Raw genomic sequence first — 15,936 nt, forward strand, 5'->3', positions numbered from 1 at the left:
ATCAAGGAGGAATAACGAATGAAGGAACTACACTATGAATTTTATATTGGCGGAACACCTGAGCAGGTATGGGAAACCTTAATCTCTCCGGAAGGTACGAAGCAGATTTATTACGGCAGCGTTATTCGTTCAACCTTCAAAGAAGGAGAATTACTGGAATACATCGGACCGGGTGCAGATGGAGATGAAACGCTGCATGTCTATGGGACTCTGCTGGAGTTCACCCCACAAAAAGCACTGCGTTTCACACATAAGGTCGGCCCCTCCTATCATAAAGGATATGAAAGATATGAATCGCGTATTTCTTGGCTGCTTGAACCAGTGGGCGGAACTACTAAGCTCACGCTTATCCATGATGAATGGCATCCTGAAGATCCTTCGTATGCAGGCAGCATCAGCGCTTGGTGGCAGGTTCTAAGTAATACCAAGACTTTAGTAGAGACTGGACGCACGCTTGATTTTGGAAGCTGGACATAACTTCACGACTAATAAAAACTTGGATCAGACTATTCCAATTAAAGACAAGCCTATAAGTAGACTCAACCTTAGCCCCTCGGCTGGAGAGCGCAAGCCTTCTTTCCGTTAGGGGCTTTTTTGCGCCTAAATTAATTTTGCCTTAGGGAAACATTCTTGTTGCAGGGACAAAGTTGTTCACATATACTAATATTGTGTCAGACCACAAGAAAAATTCCAATGCACAAAATAATAACCATAAAAATACAAATAATAATAAATGAAAGAAGGGGATCTAATGTCTGGAGCTAGTATTCCTTTATCAGAAGCGGCTAAAGGAAGCACACTGCGTATCAGCGGCATTGAAGTTCAGGGTGTGCTTAGAAGAAGATTACTGGATCTCGGGTTTGTAGTCGGTAATGCCGTTGAGGTGTTACGGCGTAGTCCCTTAGGAGATCCTATAGCTTTTCGGGTAAGCAACACGACCATTGCATTACGTAGAGAAGAAAGCTCTTTAATATTTGGAGAAGTCATCGGAGGTGTAGAAGCATGAGTCATTTCACAGTCGCTTTTGCAGGCAATCCTAACACTGGCAAAAGCACGCTTTTCAATCTGCTGACCGGCATGCGCCAGCATACAGGAAACTGGGCAGGTAAAACCGTCATTACTGCTGAAGGCGAGTTTAAGCATAAGGACCATACGTACCTCGCAGTAGATCTTCCTGGTACGTATTCGCTGTACTCGAATTCTGCTGATGAAGAAGCGGCTAGAGATTATATTATTTTTGAACAGCCCGATGTGACACTAGTTGTTCTTGACGCTACCTCGCTAGAACGAAATCTCAACCTTGCCTTACAAGTGCTGGAGATTACCGGGCGGGCTGTAGTCTGCATCAACCTCATCGATGAAGCCCGTAAACTCGGTATCGACATCAATCTAAAACGTATTTCCAAACGTCTCGGCGTGCCTGTTGTAGCGATATCAGCTCGCAATAAAATCGGTATTGAGGCGTTATTGGATCAGGTGGAGCGAGTGGCTACAGGCGCATTCACTGCACAGCCACTGCGTATTACGTACAACGAGGAGATTGAACGAGGAATTGCAGAGCTTACACCGCTGGTAGAACAAACCATTGGCAGCAAATACCCGGCCCGCTGGATTGCATTGCGCCTGTTAGATGGTGATGACAGCCTTCTTACCTCACTTAAAGAGAATATGAAGAATAAAGAATTACCTGAAGCAAAGGAGGTCATCGGTCATGGAGTCACCGCATATCACTAAGGGATTAGATCCTCTAGATTCCTTGCTGTCCACCGCGAAAAAGCTCGCTGACGGCGGAGCGATACGGGATGAGATTGTCAGTGGTATCTATGGCGTATCCGCAGGCATCTGCGGGGATGCAGTCACCTATAGGGATAAGAAGAAGCTGAACAGCACTTATAAGCTAGATAATATCGTAACTTCAAAAATATGGGGATTCCCCATTATGCTCGCCATCCTCGGTATCGTGTTCTGGATTACGATTGCCGGCGCCAACTATCCTTCAAGCTGGCTTGCTTCCTTCTTCGGCTTCATCGAAGGCTATCTCACTGCCGGATTTGAGGCGATCCATGCCCCCGCTTGGCTACACGGTGTACTTGTTCTGGGATTATATCGAGGAACCTCTTGGGTCATCAGCGTCATGCTGCCACCAATGATGATATTTTTTCCAGTGTTTGCGCTGCTTGAGAATTTCGGATATCTGCCGAGGGTTGCTTTTAACATGGATCGGTTGTTCAAAAAATCAGGTGGTCACGGCAAGCAAGCTTTGACCATGTCTATGGGTTTCGGCTGTAATGCCGCCGCCATCCTCTCCACACGAATCATCGAATCGCCGCGTGAACGGATGCTCGCGATTTTGACCAACAATTTCGTTCCATGTAACGGCCGCTGGCCGACATTGATTCTATTGTCTTCCTTATTCATGGCAGGAGCGGCTACGACAGGCGCACTCCGTACCCTCACCACCGCCTCCGTACTTATGGGGATGGTGCTGATCGGCATCATCGTTACTCTGACGGTTTCCTGGGTCATGTCCAAAACTGCGCTACGCGGTGTTCCAACGCATTATACACTAGAGCTCCCGCCCTATCGTCGTCCACAAATTTGGAAGACCATACTTATTTCCTCTAAAGATAAGTCTCTTAACGTACTTACTCGTGCCATCGTCGTTGCTGCCCCTGCCGGTATTATCACTTGGATTCTTGGCAACCTGTTTGTTGGTGGAGATTCTGTCCTGAATCATATGGCTGCATTCTTCGATCCTTTTGCACACATGCTCGGCATGGATGGCTTTATCATCATGGCCTTTATTCTAGGACTTCCTGCGAATGAAATCGTACTGCCCATTCTGCTTATGGGCTATATGTCCTCAGGTGCTATGGTCGATATCGATAGCTTGGGCAGCATCAAAGATGTCTTTTTATCACATGGCTGGACTTGGCTGACCGCACTTAACATGATGTTGTTCTCCCTGCTCCACTATCCTTGCGGCACTACACTCGTGAACATCTACAAGGAAACGAAAAGTATGAAGTGGGCTGTACTCTCAGCTGTCATCCCACTCGGCATCGCCATTGGAGTAACCTTTGCTGTCGCTCAGCTTGCTCGGTTGTTTGGGTGGGTGTGACGAAGCTTGTAGCATGAATTCATCTTACAGCAGCGAACTTTAACTGATTTCAACTTACATTAGCTAAATTTACTTTGTCTCACCTTACAACATCTAATGTTCACCGTATTTCACAAAATTCTGCCCTCCTTGAACTCATAATTAGGGAAATTCTCCCCAAATTCGAACTTTATAAGCGCAAATTAAACTTTTTGCGGAAATTCTCCCTAATAATTAGTCGATTATAGGAAAAATAGGGCATTTCCGCAGAATTTTAGGGAGGAATTCCCCAATTATCGATCATATAGAGTAAAATATGATTGAATCAGGGAGATTTTCCCTAATTATCGATAATATCGAGTAAACCACGACAATTTTAAGAAGGATTTCACTTACTTCGAGTTTTGATGACCCGAGCTATACTTAAGCACCAGTACCCACACCGCCCACCACCTACTTAAGGTCAGCTCAAACAAATAAGCGGTCGCCCGAACAACTCCCGGGCGACCGCTTATTTCATCACGACATAACGTGAACCTACAGTTAAAGCGTTATTTCTTACGCGTTCCACCATCTCTACGACGGTAGAGTACAGCGCCAGCTATCGCTATCAAAACAATAATGACTCCACTGATCCCTACATTCACAAGTGGAAAAGAGTCACTCTCCGCAGCTGGTTTCCCCTCAACTTCAGTCGCCCCATTATTCCCAGTTTCGGATTTCGGCGAATCATTTGATGTTACCTCCGGAGAAGCTGTAGGAGTGCCTGCCGATATACTAGGTCCAAGCTCCTTCAGATCCTCTGATGCCGAGGCAAGCAGCTTCGTTCGGCTGCATAAACTGGCCTCTAATTTACCAGAGTCATCTTCGTCATTAGCATACGCATAGACGATATAACTTTCCCCTTCCACGAATTCAAACCCACAGCTGGCAGACGATAAAGCAGTATTCAAGGTAACTTTATTCCCCTTAACCCCTTTCCAGCTGGAATCGACTTCAAAGGTTACTTTTACTGAATCCGCAGATGAGATTATAGTCCCCTTTGGCTCCTTTTTGTCCACTACTTTCCCAGTAAAGACGGCTGAACTTGACTCCAGCGCCTCAAGTGGCTCCGCAGGTACAACACAGGAACACGCATAAGTAACGGAGGGACGCACCGTCAGTAAGGCCATAAATATTAACGTTATACTTAGGAACATCATAAGTGGACTGCGTAACTTAGCCTTAAACATCATAATAACCTCCTTCTTTACTCTACAGACGGAACAGAAGAAGAAAGTGTTACAACAATTTCCAAACAAGTTATACAAGTCTAATCTCTTCCATCCTAAATAGTCTTCATTAGTTCCTCTTGTCTACTGTACCTACTCATAACCCCCGCGCAATTGCAATCATCCGCTGAATCCCCTCACGTAGCACCCCTTCGCTTGCAAAGGAGTAACTTATTCGAATCCTCGACCTCATCTCACCAAGCGGATCAAACAACTCTCCTGGCACAAAAGCAATCGACTGGGCCATACTTGAGACAAACAGTCGATCCGCCGAAAGATGGTCCGGCAGCTTCACCCATAAATTCAAGCCCCCTTGCGGAGGCGTCCACTCCCACCCGGTCCCAGCCAGCTCCTCCTCTACAATCTCCTTATGCACCTGAAGTGCAATGCGTAGCTTACCAAGATGCTGTTGCAAACGTGATGACGTGTAGTAATGTAGGAATATCTTCTGGTTAAGCAGCGGAGTACCATTGTCCGCGAGTGATTTGGCCGTGATCAAGCGCTCCATAAACGGATAGCGACAAGCCACCGCACAGATCCGTAAGCCTGGGGCTACATATTTACTGAAGCTGCTAATATAGATCACCCAACCTTCGGTATCGTAAGCAAAAAAGGGCGGCGGGGGCTCCTCTTCAAAATACATATCGCGGAACGGATCATCTTCGACTAACAGACAGCGATAACGCTCGGCAAGCTCGACCAACAGTTTACGTTGCTGCGCTGGCACCGTATATCCAGTTGGGTTATGATGAGTCGGATTGATATAGAACATGCGCGGTCTATGCTTTTTCATCAGCGCTTCAACTTCCTCCAAGTCGTAGCCCATCGGAGTGATCTCCACCGGAACCAGCCTTGCCCCCTCCCGGCGAAAAATATCCATGGCCACACTGTAGGTTGGTCGCTCCACAAGCACCGTGTCCATAGGCCCGAGCACAATTCGTGCAATCAGATTGATCGCCTGCTGCGCACCTGAAGTAATAAGCAGCTCTTCCGAAGATAACTGTAGCCAATGCTTCTTCCGAAAATGACGACTTAGCGTCTCCCGTAACTCCTCATCTCCCTGAACCGAAGAGTACGTCCCCATGACCTTGGGATATAAATCGAACACTTTTTTGACATAGTCGGATAGAAAAAGATTTGGCAAAAGACCTGGATCAATCAGCGCCTGTGAGAACTGATACTTAGCAGGCATTCTCTGTATATCCGAAAGAGGATTAGTGAGCGCATAGGCAGTCACTGCTGCTCCTTTTTCTACAATAGGAACCAAGCTAACAGGCGATACGTAATAACCTGATTTATCTTTTACATAAACTTTTCCATCCTCTGTCAGCATTCTATACGCTTTGAATACTGTCAGTCGATGTACCTGTAATTCCTCCGCCAGCAGCCGTATAGAAGGAAGCTTATCATGTGCCCCCCACTCCCCTCGCTCCATGCGATTCACTAGAAATTCATATACCTGCCGAAACAAGGGATGATTATTCTCCACGCTCGCTGACTTTTTCACCTCACTGCAACTCCTCTCCGAACAACTCCTATTTACAGTATTGTACACGATTTTCGAAGTCATCTGTTCTATTCAACATCATCTGTTCTGTGTTCTCCCCTATATGATTAACGAACTGGTTCAAGGATCGTTATATACACACACTAAAGGGGACTTTCAAAATGATCTTATTCGCTTATGCACTTGTATGTCTGATCTTCGGCACGACCTTTCTAGCTATCAAAATCGGTGTGGATGCCGGTGCGCCGCCCTTCTTTTCAGCAGGCTTGCGATTTTTTGTTGCAGGCGCTGTTCTATTTCTATGGATGGTCTGGAAACGAAAAGCTAGCTTCTCCCTGCTCCTGCGTAAAGAAATGCTCTTCACCGGATCTGCGTTAACCTTTGGCACCTTTGCAGGTCTCTACTGGGCTGAACAATATGTATCTTCCGGGTTAGCAGCTGTACTCTCTGCCACAGGTCCGATTATGATTCTGTTGCTCCAAACTTCTATTCTTCGTCAAAAAGCACCTGCCATCTCCCTATATGGTTGTATCATCGGGTTGACCGGCGTACTGCTGCTCGTTCTTCCTAATCTTGTCGTAGATATTTCACCGTTATGGCTCATCGGCTGCGCAGCTGTCCTCATTGGGGAATGCTGTTACGCAGTAGGTGCGATTTATTCTAAAAAAGTAATCAACAGTATGCCTGAGGTCTCTCCAATCGCACTAAATGCAGCCCAAATGATGTATGGTGGAGTGCTGTTATTCATTCTTTCCTTAGCCACCGAAAATGTACATCCTGAGTTTCTGCTCTCTTACGAAATCGCAGGTTCACTGCTCTATCTAATCGTAATCGGCTCGATGGTCGGTCATTCGTTGTTCTACTGGCTCGTCGCTAAGACAAATCCTGTGTTTCCCTCTACCTGGCTCTATATCTCTCCACCGATTGCCGTAGGGGTTGGCTTTTTCTTTTATCATGAAGCCGTGAATTGGGTTACGATCCTCGGTGTCTTCACTATCATTGCTGGGACCATCCTGGTCAATGCTGATGCCTTGAAACAATTAATGTTAAAGCGTAGGGTCCGAACATCTGCGTCAAAAAAAATGAATATATGACGTACTATATATTGCAATTATGACCACTATTGCGTATTATATAACCAAGTTAAATTAAAAACATCTATATATGACTCATATATGAAAGGAGGATTCGCTTAACGGCGCTTCTTTTCTAAAGAGGAATGCCTTTTTATCTGAAGTGGAGGGAATTGCGATCGAACTGACATCACGTCAACTAGAAATCATTGATATTGTGAACAAAAGAGCTCCGATTACCGGCGAACAGATTGCCGAATGTCTGAATTTAACACGGCCAACGATTCGCTCCGATCTCTCTGTTCTGGTTATGCTCAAATATATCGATGCTAAACCTAAAGTCGGTTACTTCCCGGGACTCAAATCATCTAATCGTCTGGGAAGCAATTATTTGTTGCAGGAGACAAAGGTAAAAGAGATTCAAAGTGTACCTATTATTATCCGTGAGACTACTACGGTTCAAGATGCCGTAGTTACGCTATTTCTACAGGATGTTGGCACCCTTATTATTTGTGACGAAGAGGGCAAGCTCACCGGTGTTGCTTCACGTAAGGATTTCCTGAAGGTAACTCTTGGCAATCCGGGTGCTGTCTCCATGCCCGTAAGCATGGTCATGACACGCCAGCCCAAAGTAGTCACAACTTCACCAGATGAGACGGTGCTTGATGCCGCACATAAAATGATTTTTCACGAGGTAGATAGTTTACCGGTAGTTGTTCCCAGCGCCACAGAAGACAATGGTACGAAACTGGATGTCATAGGACGCTTGACGAAAACTGCTATTGTAAAACTTCTCCTCGAACTAGAAGCCAAAGGATAACAGGAGGAATTCATGAGCATCGAGCAATCTTCCAACCTAATAACGATCTGCTCAGATTCTATAGGAGATACGGCGGAAGCTGTCGTGCAGGCCGTCATTCATCAATTCCAGAATCAGCAGATCACCATCAAAAGATACGGGAACATTAGACATGAAGATGAGCTCCGGAAGCTTATGGAAGAAGCCGCGCAGCATAAAGGTTTTGTCGTCTATACGCTGGTGCAGCCGGAGCTAAGAGAGATGATTAAAGAAGAGGCTGTACGGCTTGACCTTCGTATCGTCGATATCATGGGCCCAATGATGCAAGCTTTCATTGATACGTTTGACGACGCTCCTCAGCAGCGACCGGGTTTATTGCACCAGCTTGATGAGAACTACTTCCGCCGTATGGAGGCTATCGAATTCACAGTTGCCTGTGATGATGGTCGCGATCTCGGCGCTATGCTGAAGGCCGATATCGTTCTACTAGGGATGTCCCGTACTTCAAAAACACCACTTAGTATCTTTTTGGCCCATCGGGGGAAAAAGGTCGTTAACTATCCGATTATTCCAGAAATTGCTCCTCCGCAAGAGCTGCTAAGCTTGCCGTCGAACCGACTGATCGGACTAACCATGAAGCCGGAGTATATGCTGAAGATTCGCTCCGAGCGGCTGAAGGTGCTTGGGTTACCGACTGGCTCCCAATATGCAAGTCTGGAGCGGATTACAGAGGAGATGGAATATGCCACTTCTCTGTTCAATAAGCTAGGCTGTCCTGTTATCGATATTACCGACAAAGCTATAGAAGAAACCGCCGGTATTATAATGGGTTATATCTAACATTCAGTTAAAATTTATGGGATGTACTGGAGGGAATTAGAATGGATCGCGAACTGGCTCTTGAGATTGTACGGGTAACTGAACTAGGTGCATTATCCTCAGCTCGCTGGATCGGGCGGGGAGATAAAAATGCGGCAGATGATGCAGCCACGACTGCCATCCGCTCCATGTTTGATTCTGTCTCCATCGACGGAACGGTCGTCATTGGTGAAGGAGAGATGGATGATGCTCCAATGCTCTATATTGGCGAGAAAGTCGGGAATCAAAAGGGTCCGTCTGTCGATGTAGCCGTCGATCCTCTGGAAGGCACTGAAGTGGTGGCCTGTGGTCTTCACAATGCACAATCCGTGATTGCCATAGCAGATAAGGGCAGTCTGCTGCATGCTCCAGACATTTATATGGAGAAACTCGCTTGCGGTCCTGAGCTTGCCGGGAAGCTTAGTCTTGAAGACCCTGTGGAGGTCACTCTCCAGAAAGCATGCCTCTTCAGTGGCAAGTCCCTCTCCGAGCTCACAGTAATGGTACTTGACCGCAAACGGCATGAAGAGCTCATTCATAGTCTTCGAGAAGCGGGTGTACGGATTAAGCTACTCGGTCACGGCGATGTGGCTGGCGCTATTGCGGCAGCCCTACCGGATAGCGATGTCGATTTGTACATGGGCTCGGGCGGAGCACCTGAAGGCGTCCTTGCCGCTGCCGCACTGAAATGTCTTGGTGGAGAAATGCAGGGCCGTTTGCTTCCCGATGGACCTCTTGAGCAGCAGCGCTGTGTCCGTATGGGAATTTCTAATCCTACGCGAGTGTTATACATGGAGGACATGGTTGGCACAGGCGACGTACTCTTTGCCGCCACTGGTGTCACCTCAGGTGAATTCCTGAACGGTGTCCGTTTTATCGGCAAAGAGCGCGCTGAGACGCATTCGGTCATCATGCGGGCACAGAGTCGAACAATCCGCTACATCCGTAGTATTCATTTCCTGCCTGGCAAAGAAATACCGGATGGACTAACCGTTAGACAGAATGTTGCCTCTCTATAGCATTACACAAAAAAACAGGCTATCTCACCAGCTCACCCTTGGCTAGTGAAACAGTCTGTTTTTATTACTAAATAGATAATCATCTCTTATTTATTTCTAATGCGCTCACTCGCTAAGGTATCCATGGCATCCATGGTTCCGGTAGCTTGAGCCAAATTTCTCGCCTCTTGTTGATCAGCGGCTCTGAGCGCATCGCTTTCCTTTACACTGCCATCATAATTTCGATTCTCAGCTGTATTCATATTCGCAATTTCCTCAAAACGGTCTGTGTTCAGACTATTATGCTGAACGAAGATCCGCTTCACTTCTTCCTCTTTCTGCTCGCCCTCCACATCCACCATTACAAGAATATGGCCTTCATCTACATAGTTATCGTACCGCTTGGCTTCCTCTTCAGGAATGCCAAGTCCAATAAGACCGCCAACTAATCCACCGCTGCCTGCACCTATTGCCGCTCCAGCAAGTGTTGCCGCAAGCGGTCCGGCTGCAATGATCGGCCCGATGCCTGGAATAGCCAGAGCGCCTATCCCCATCAAGAGCCCAGTTAATCCACCCAGCAGACCACCCGTAGCTGCACCAGTAGCTATTCCTTCCGGCGCTTGGGTCCCTGATTCATCTCTAAGCGTATCCGCACTCTCTGAATTTCTCGCGATAATCGATATGTCCTCTGTTCTGCAGCCTTGACGTTTCAACTCTTCAATAGCCCTCGAAGCTTCGTATTCGGCAGCAAAGACACCCACTATTCTCTTATTCATCTCCATTACCTCCTAGTGATCGAAGTTAGCTCATACGTTCAGCTTCATAGCTTACTTAACCAAACTGGGCAGGGATAAACTTCTATCTCAGAATTCATAAAGTATTCCAAGTAATGTCCCTGCTAAAATATACTGTATAATAAAAGAAGACGGGCAAATTTGCCCTTGGTTAACTCTATAAAAGAAAGAGACTGAAGCATTCATGGCGATATTTAATTATAATTCTGAGCGTCCCTTCAGAGGTAATCCCGATCTGCATCTCCATTACTGGGGGCGGGAGCAGTGTCTACCTGGGCATTTTTTCGGACCCGGAGTTCGTGACGTGTACAAAATACATTTCATTCATGAGGGAACTGGAAAGGTATCTGTAGGTGAACAAACCCATATCCTGCAAGCGGGACAAGCTTTTCTTACCTACCCTCATATCGTTACTTCTTATGCAGCGGACCTGACCAATCCTTGGATCTATTCCTGGGTAGCCTTTACCGGAGAACAGGTATCATATATTTTATCCAAAACCTCCTTGACCCCTGAGCAGCCAATCTTCCCGATGGATAAACAGCTTATGCCTAATCTCTACGAACGCCTGACAGAAGGAGCCGACAATTCAGATTGTCTTGACCTGCCGCTAAAAGCGATCATGTATGAGTTTTTCTCCCTCTTGCTACAAGCGGTACCAGCTGTTCCGGATGTACTTCCTTTACCGCGTCAAAAGAGTATTTACGTCGAGCAAAGTCTGCACTTTTTGCATACACATTATTGTGAGAACATTTCGGTAGAAATGCTGTCTTCTTCTCTCAAGCTGGATCGCAAATATTTATCTTCCTTGTTCAAACGGACCATTGGTATGCCACCACAGCAGTATTTATTGAATTACCGTGTCGCTAAAGCATGCGAGCTTCTGACAGAAACCCTCTGTACTATCGGTGAGATTTCGCGTTCCGTCGGCTATCAGGACCCCTTACTCTTTTCGCGAATGTTCAAGAAGGTGAAAGGTTGTTCTCCAAAAGAATACCGTATCCGTCATCTCGAAAATGACATTGTGCTATAAACTTCTTCCTTGCTGACATACGTTTGTCCGGGATCTTTCGCTACAATAAGGACGTAACGTAATCAGAAATAAGTCTTTTTAGGAGGAAATAATGATGTATAACGCAAGCGCTACCAGATATGACAATATGAAATATAACCGCACTGGAAAAAGCGGTCTACTCCTTCCGGCGATCTCGCTAGGACTTTGGCATAACTTTGGCGGAAACGACTTATTCGAGAATGGTCGCGCCATGGCAAGAAGAGCTTTCGATCTTGGAATCACTCATTTTGATCTCGCTAATAACTACGGTCCCCCAGCTGGCTCCGCAGAAGAAAGCTTTGGTCAAATCCTTAAGAAGGATCTTGCTCCTTATCGTGATGAAATGGTCATCTCTACTAAGGCTGGATATTATATGTGGGCCGGTCCATATGGCGAATGGGGCTCCAAGAAATATCTCGTCTCCAGTCTAGACCAAAGCTTGAAACGTATGGGCCTTGATTATGTAGATATTTTCTATCACCACCGTCCAGATCCGAATACACCACTGGAAGAGACTATGGCTGCGCTGGATCTTATTGTACGTCAAGGTAAAGCGCTGTATGTTGGGATTTCGAATTACAACCCTGAACAGACACGCGAAGCGGCACAAATTCTGCGTCGACTTGGAACGCCATGCCTGATTCATCAACCTAACTACTCCATGATGTCCCGCTGGATTGAAGATGGCTTGCAGGATGTATTAACTGAGGAGGGTATCGGATCGATTGTGTTCTCTCCACTACAAGGAGGCATTCTGACCGACCGCTATCTTAACGGAATTGCTCCTGATTCTCGCGCTGCTGGACCAAGTGTATTCCTGTCCGAAGATGCCATTACGGAAGAGAAGATCGCTAAAGTTCGCAAACTGAACGAGATTGCTGCTGCACGTGGACAAAAAATGTCTCAGCTAGCGTTGTCTTGGGTACTCCGGGGAGGTAAAGTCACTTCTGCTCTGATCGGCGCAAGTAAGGTGAGCCAGATTGAAGATGCAGTCGCTTCCTTGAATGCACCGGAGCTAAGCGCAGAAGAGCTGGAGCAAATCGAGACGATTTTGCGAGGATAATTATAGATTAAACCATAAAGACGGCCAATGAGGTCAGGCAGCTTAAGCTGCTCTGGCACTTCATTGGCCGTTTTTTCCCTACTCACCCAAATATCTGCGTAATATACACCATAATCAATAATCCAAAGATAAACGAATACGTCGAAGGCCGTTCGTAACCATGACCATGACTCTCTGGAATAAGTTCCTTGTAGACGATGAATAGCATAGCCCCGGCGGCAAAAGCAAGACCATAGCCCACTACATTCTGTAGGTAACTCGCCGTAAAATACCCAATAACCGCAGATACCATTTCCATAAGTCCGGTAAGCGTAACGATTCCCAAGGCTTTTAACTTAGTTGTTCTAGAGTTCATCAGAAAGACTGCGAGAATCAATCCTTCAGGCATATTTTGTGCACCAATCGCTATGGCCACGGTGGGACCTAGACTCGCCTGCTCACTAGCATAACTGAATCCTGTACTAAGACCTTCTGGTATATTGTGAATGAACAACGCAATCAAAACGAGTAACGCCTTGGAATCCATATTGGTATATCCGGGTTTATTCTCCACGTCGATATGCGGGATGTTCTTTTCAATTAAATCAAGCAGTAGAACTCCTGTAATCAGGCCCAAGGTTAATGCGATAATCCCCGATTCTTTAATCGCTTGCGGCATGAGTCCAAATGTAGAAGCCGATACCATTATACCTGCAGTAAAAGCAACTAGAACGTCCTTCCATTTCTCAGATAACCTCTTCACGAACAGGATCGGAAACGCTCCAAGAACCGTAGCCATTGCTGATACAAAGCTGCCAATAAGCGCAGATTCCAAACCTTCAACTCCTTCATTACAATTCTGATAGACCAACATATGTTAACACAAAAAGTATTATTACTTCTATATAGCTTTTCCGAATAGTACGCTAATCATAAAAAGACCCCCATAGGCTCGATTCATACCCTAAGGAGGTCTTTGTCTAACATGTAATTATGCGATTCTGTTACACTAGCTTCTTCCGAATCATGCCGGAAATCAGATCAATAATCGTAATCATCGCAATGATACCTAGCAGGATAATTCCGACACGGTCCCAATTCCGTGAACTGAGGGCGAAGATTAACGGTGTGCCAATCCCGCCTGCTCCAATCACACCCAGAATCGTAGCTGAGCGAACGTTAATTTCGAATCTGTATAAAGTGTAGGATAGAAAGCCTGGCAATACCTGCGGCACAACAGCAAACCATAACACCTGCATGCGGCTGGCACCAGAAGAGATTAAGGCTTCGAGCGGACCGTTATCAATATTCTCAATCTCATCCGCGAACAATTTGCCGAGCATGCCGACGGAATGCAGTCCTAGAGCCAGTACACCCGCAAATGAACCCGGCCCAACAGCCTTGATGAACAGCAAAGCCATAATGATCTCAGGGAATGTCCGTATAAAGCTTAATATTAGCTTGCCGGAGCCCGAAATCGCCTTTCCCTTGCTCATGTTGACCGCAGCCCAAAAAGCAAAGGGGATACATATGAAGGTCGAGATAAAAGTCCCTAAAATTGAAATAGCTAACGTCTCAAGTAATCCTCGAAGCAGATCCTCCCCATCTGGTAAATAAACGAAGGCCCAGTCAGGAGAGAATATCCCGGCAAAGATGGCCTTAGTAATGATCCCAGCGGTTTCTTTAAATCCATTAAACGGCACTCCCGAAAAAGCCCAGATGTACACTGCCGCTAATACTACATAAATCAGCCATCGGAAACGATTTTTACGAGGTTTGGGTACTAGGGTATTCCATGATTTACTCATATTAATTTCTCCCGCAGCTTAGTGCTTACATAATCAATAATCAAGACTACTGCTAATGTGAACAAGATGATGGTGCAAGTCTTATCGTATTCTAAAAAGCCTAATGTCACTTCATAGTAATGGCCGATTCCACCCGCGCCTACCAAACCTAAAACTGCTGCAGCACGGACATTAATCTCAAAGGCATATAACACATAAGACATGAAATGAGCCTGTACCTGCGGAATGACGCCGAACATAATTCGTTGAGTCTTATTCGCTCCGACTGAAGTCATTGCTTCCAAAGGTCCCTGTTCAATCGTCTCCAACGATTCATAGGTAAGCTTGGCGATCAGCCCTAGCGAAAATACCGTCAAAGCAAATATTCCCGGAAGCGCACCGAGGCCAAAAATGGCGACAAAAATAGAAGCCAGCAGTAGATCGGGAATTGTGCGGATCAAATTCAGCAGCATACGTACCGGATAATGAAGCCATCGGCTTTGCGTAATATTGCTTGCACACAGCAAGGCAATGGGAACCGCCAGAATGGCACCAAACGTTGTACCGACCAATGCCATCCGGATCGTCTCCAGCATCGCATCTATAATATTGTCAAAATACCCCCAGTTTGGAGGGAACATTTCCTTAAGCAGATCCAGCATATTTGGCAGACCGGAGATCAGCTCTCCAATGGATGAATCGGTCAAGACCGCACTTCTCCACAGTAATACTACTAATATAATGGCTGTAAAATAATGCTTTATCTTCCTTGGTGGTTTGGGATGTAGCTTCTCTGCATTCACACTCATATCACATGCCTCCGCTTACAGGCTCACCTAACAACTCATCCTGATGAATCGGTCTGCCGTAAATCTCAGCAAATTTCTCATCGGTGGCCTCGGATACAGGACCATCGAAGACCACTTCTCCTGCCCTGAGCCCAATAATCCGGGTGGCATATTCTCTAGCGAGGTCGATAAAATGCAAATTCACGATGGTCGTAATCCCAAGCTCCTTATTAATCTTTTTCAAATCATCCATAACCTGCTTGGTCGTCAGTGGATCCAGTGAAGCGACAGGTTCATCTGCAAGGATAATTTGTGCCTCCTGCGCAAGAACACGAGCAATAGCCACACGCTGCTGCTGACCTCCAGATAGTTGATCTGCACGTGTGTAGGCCTTCTCAGCAATATTGACCCGATCGAGAGACTCAAAGGCTAAATCAATATCCTTCTGTGGGAATTTGCCAATTATCGTCCGTATTGTGGAATGATAGCCGACCCGCCCTGCCAATACATTACGAAGCACAGTCGTACGTTTCACCAAGTTGAAGCTTTGGAAGATCATTCCGATATTTCTACGGATCATTCGGAGCTGGCTTCCCTTTGCCTTCGTGATGGATTGCCCATTTATAAGAATATCGCCTGCTGAAATATCATGAAGCCGGTTAATGGAACGTAGCAGGGTTGACTTTCCCGCACCCGAAAGACCAACAATAGCTACAAATTCTCCAGCTGGAATAGTCAGGTTAATGTTGTTTAAGCCTTTGGTTCCGTTTAGATACGTCTTGGACACATTACGAAGCTCTATCATGAAAATCATTCCTTTTTGTGTTTTCGTATATTCGTATAAAAGAGATAGCCAGGTCCGGGG

General features: G+C 46.2%; 17 protein-coding genes. 10 read left to right on the forward strand and 7 right to left on the reverse strand.

What is annotated here, in order from left to right; translation table 11 throughout:
• The first annotated feature begins 18 nt into the window (after positions 1-18).
• From ACFWMP_RS09285 to ACFWMP_RS09300, 4 genes are all read left to right on the forward strand, one after another.
• Positions 19-477 (forward strand): SRPBCC domain-containing protein, encoded by a 459-nt coding sequence (locus ACFWMP_RS09285; protein ID WP_042185389.1) that lies wholly within the window; start codon positions 19-21, stop codon positions 475-477.
• Between the two features lie 274 nt (positions 478-751).
• Positions 752-1,006, forward strand: coding sequence for a FeoA family protein (locus ACFWMP_RS09290; protein ID WP_042185387.1), 255 nt, complete (start codon positions 752-754; stop codon positions 1,004-1,006).
• A complete protein-coding gene (locus tag ACFWMP_RS09295) occupies positions 1,003-1,734 on the forward strand; it encodes a FeoB small GTPase domain-containing protein (protein WP_042185385.1) in 732 nt (243 codons plus the stop codon). Before ACFWMP_RS09290 ends, ACFWMP_RS09295 begins: the two co-directional genes overlap by 4 nt.
• Complete coding sequence (locus ACFWMP_RS09300) at positions 1,712-3,121, forward strand: nucleoside recognition domain-containing protein (RefSeq protein WP_042185383.1); 1,410 nt, start codon at positions 1,712-1,714, stop codon at positions 3,119-3,121. Before ACFWMP_RS09295 ends, ACFWMP_RS09300 begins: the two co-directional genes overlap by 23 nt.
• 530 nt (positions 3,122-3,651) lie before the next feature.
• Here the strand turns inward: ACFWMP_RS09300 and ACFWMP_RS09305 are convergent.
• Positions 3,652-4,335 (reverse strand): hypothetical protein, encoded by a 684-nt coding sequence (locus ACFWMP_RS09305; RefSeq protein ID WP_379423213.1) that lies wholly within the window; start codon positions 4,333-4,335, stop codon positions 3,652-3,654.
• A gap of 133 nt (positions 4,336-4,468) precedes the next feature.
• On the reverse strand, positions 4,469-5,878 hold the full coding sequence (locus ACFWMP_RS09310) for an aminotransferase-like domain-containing protein (protein WP_042185381.1): 1,410 nt from the start codon (positions 5,876-5,878) through the stop codon (positions 4,469-4,471).
• Between the two features lie 161 nt (positions 5,879-6,039).
• On the opposite strand from ACFWMP_RS09310, the gene ACFWMP_RS09315 reads away from it, so the two are divergent.
• The 4 genes from ACFWMP_RS09315 (at position 6,040) to glpX (ending at position 9,627) form a co-directional block, all read left to right on the forward strand.
• Entirely contained in the window at positions 6,040-6,972 is a 933-nt protein-coding gene (locus ACFWMP_RS09315; RefSeq protein ID WP_042185373.1) for a DMT family transporter, read from the forward strand.
• 142 nt (positions 6,973-7,114) lie between these two features.
• Positions 7,115-7,771, forward strand: a complete 657-nt coding sequence (locus ACFWMP_RS09320) for a helix-turn-helix transcriptional regulator (RefSeq protein ID WP_042185371.1) — start codon at positions 7,115-7,117, stop codon at positions 7,769-7,771.
• Between the two features lie 12 nt (positions 7,772-7,783).
• Entirely contained in the window at positions 7,784-8,590 is an 807-nt protein-coding gene (locus ACFWMP_RS09325; RefSeq protein ID WP_042185370.1) for a pyruvate, water dikinase regulatory protein, read from the forward strand.
• Positions 8,591-8,631: 41 nt separating this feature from the next.
• Complete coding sequence (gene glpX, locus ACFWMP_RS09330; protein ID WP_042185368.1) at positions 8,632-9,627, forward strand: class II fructose-bisphosphatase; 996 nt, start codon at positions 8,632-8,634, stop codon at positions 9,625-9,627.
• Positions 9,628-9,713: 86 nt separating this feature from the next.
• Here glpX and ACFWMP_RS09335 read toward each other — a convergent pair whose 3' ends face one another.
• On the reverse strand, positions 9,714-10,382 hold the full coding sequence (locus ACFWMP_RS09335; protein ID WP_076283978.1) for a general stress protein: 669 nt from the start codon (positions 10,380-10,382) through the stop codon (positions 9,714-9,716).
• A gap of 202 nt (positions 10,383-10,584) precedes the next feature.
• On the opposite strand from ACFWMP_RS09335, the gene ACFWMP_RS09340 reads away from it, so the two are divergent.
• The gene (locus ACFWMP_RS09340) at positions 10,585-11,433 is read left to right on the forward strand and encodes an AraC family transcriptional regulator (protein ID WP_339269148.1); all 849 of its coding nucleotides are present in this window, start codon (positions 10,585-10,587) and stop codon (positions 11,431-11,433) included.
• Between the two features lie 94 nt (positions 11,434-11,527).
• Positions 11,528-12,517, forward strand: coding sequence for an aldo/keto reductase (locus ACFWMP_RS09345; protein WP_371915722.1), 990 nt, complete (start codon positions 11,528-11,530; stop codon positions 12,515-12,517).
• A gap of 82 nt (positions 12,518-12,599) precedes the next feature.
• Here the strand turns inward: ACFWMP_RS09345 and ACFWMP_RS09350 are convergent, their stop codons facing one another.
• From ACFWMP_RS09350 to phnC, 4 genes are all read right to left on the reverse strand, one after another.
• Positions 12,600-13,331: a ZIP family metal transporter gene (locus ACFWMP_RS09350; RefSeq protein ID WP_042185362.1), complete on the reverse strand. Its 732-nt coding sequence runs from the start codon at positions 13,329-13,331 to the stop codon at positions 12,600-12,602.
• Positions 13,332-13,500: 169 nt separating this feature from the next.
• A complete protein-coding gene (gene phnE, locus ACFWMP_RS09355) occupies positions 13,501-14,304 on the reverse strand; it encodes a phosphonate ABC transporter, permease protein PhnE (protein WP_379423218.1) in 804 nt (267 codons plus the stop codon).
• Complete coding sequence (gene phnE, locus ACFWMP_RS09360; RefSeq protein ID WP_042185358.1) at positions 14,301-15,092, reverse strand: phosphonate ABC transporter, permease protein PhnE; 792 nt, start codon at positions 15,090-15,092, stop codon at positions 14,301-14,303. The genes phnE (ACFWMP_RS09355) and phnE (ACFWMP_RS09360) overlap by 4 nt, the downstream gene beginning before the upstream one ends.
• Position 15,093: 1 nt before the next feature.
• On the reverse strand, positions 15,094-15,876 hold the full coding sequence (phnC, locus tag ACFWMP_RS09365; protein ID WP_042185356.1) for a phosphonate ABC transporter ATP-binding protein: 783 nt from the start codon (positions 15,874-15,876) through the stop codon (positions 15,094-15,096).
• Positions 15,877-15,936: the final 60 nt, after the last annotated feature.

This window comes from Paenibacillus sp. NPDC058367 (assembly GCF_042723305.1).
Lineage (GTDB): Bacteria > Bacillota > Bacilli > Paenibacillales > Paenibacillaceae > Paenibacillus_AQ.

What these genes read in the sequence shown, in the direction of transcription:
- ACFWMP_RS09285 (WP_042185389.1), top strand. Translation starts at nt 19, where the DNA reads ATGAAGGAACTACACTATGAATTTTATATTGGCGGAACACCTGAGCAG.
- ACFWMP_RS09290 (WP_042185387.1), top strand. Translation starts at nt 752, where the DNA reads ATGTCTGGAGCTAGTATTCCTTTATCAGAAGCGGCTAAAGGAAGCACA.
- ACFWMP_RS09295 (WP_042185385.1), top strand. Translation starts at nt 1,003, where the DNA reads ATGAGTCATTTCACAGTCGCTTTTGCAGGCAATCCTAACACTGGCAAA.
- ACFWMP_RS09300 (WP_042185383.1), top strand. Translation starts at nt 1,712, where the DNA reads ATGGAGTCACCGCATATCACTAAGGGATTAGATCCTCTAGATTCCTTG.
- ACFWMP_RS09305 (WP_379423213.1), bottom strand. Translation starts at nt 4,335, where the DNA reads ATGATGTTTAAGGCTAAGTTACGCAGTCCACTTATGATGTTCCTAAGT.
- ACFWMP_RS09315 (WP_042185373.1), top strand. Translation starts at nt 6,040, where the DNA reads ATGATCTTATTCGCTTATGCACTTGTATGTCTGATCTTCGGCACGACC.
- ACFWMP_RS09325 (WP_042185370.1), top strand. Translation starts at nt 7,784, where the DNA reads ATGAGCATCGAGCAATCTTCCAACCTAATAACGATCTGCTCAGATTCT.
- glpX (WP_042185368.1), top strand. Translation starts at nt 8,632, where the DNA reads ATGGATCGCGAACTGGCTCTTGAGATTGTACGGGTAACTGAACTAGGT.
- ACFWMP_RS09335 (WP_076283978.1), bottom strand. Translation starts at nt 10,382, where the DNA reads ATGAATAAGAGAATAGTGGGTGTCTTTGCTGCCGAATACGAAGCTTCG.
- ACFWMP_RS09340 (WP_339269148.1), top strand. Translation starts at nt 10,585, where the DNA reads ATGGCGATATTTAATTATAATTCTGAGCGTCCCTTCAGAGGTAATCCC.
- ACFWMP_RS09345 (WP_371915722.1), top strand. Translation starts at nt 11,528, where the DNA reads ATGTATAACGCAAGCGCTACCAGATATGACAATATGAAATATAACCGC.
- phnE (WP_379423218.1), bottom strand. Translation starts at nt 14,304, where the DNA reads ATGAGTAAATCATGGAATACCCTAGTACCCAAACCTCGTAAAAATCGT.
- phnE (WP_042185358.1), bottom strand. Translation starts at nt 15,092, where the DNA reads ATGAGTGTGAATGCAGAGAAGCTACATCCCAAACCACCAAGGAAGATA.
- phnC (WP_042185356.1), bottom strand. Translation starts at nt 15,876, where the DNA reads ATGATAGAGCTTCGTAATGTGTCCAAGACGTATCTAAACGGAACCAAA.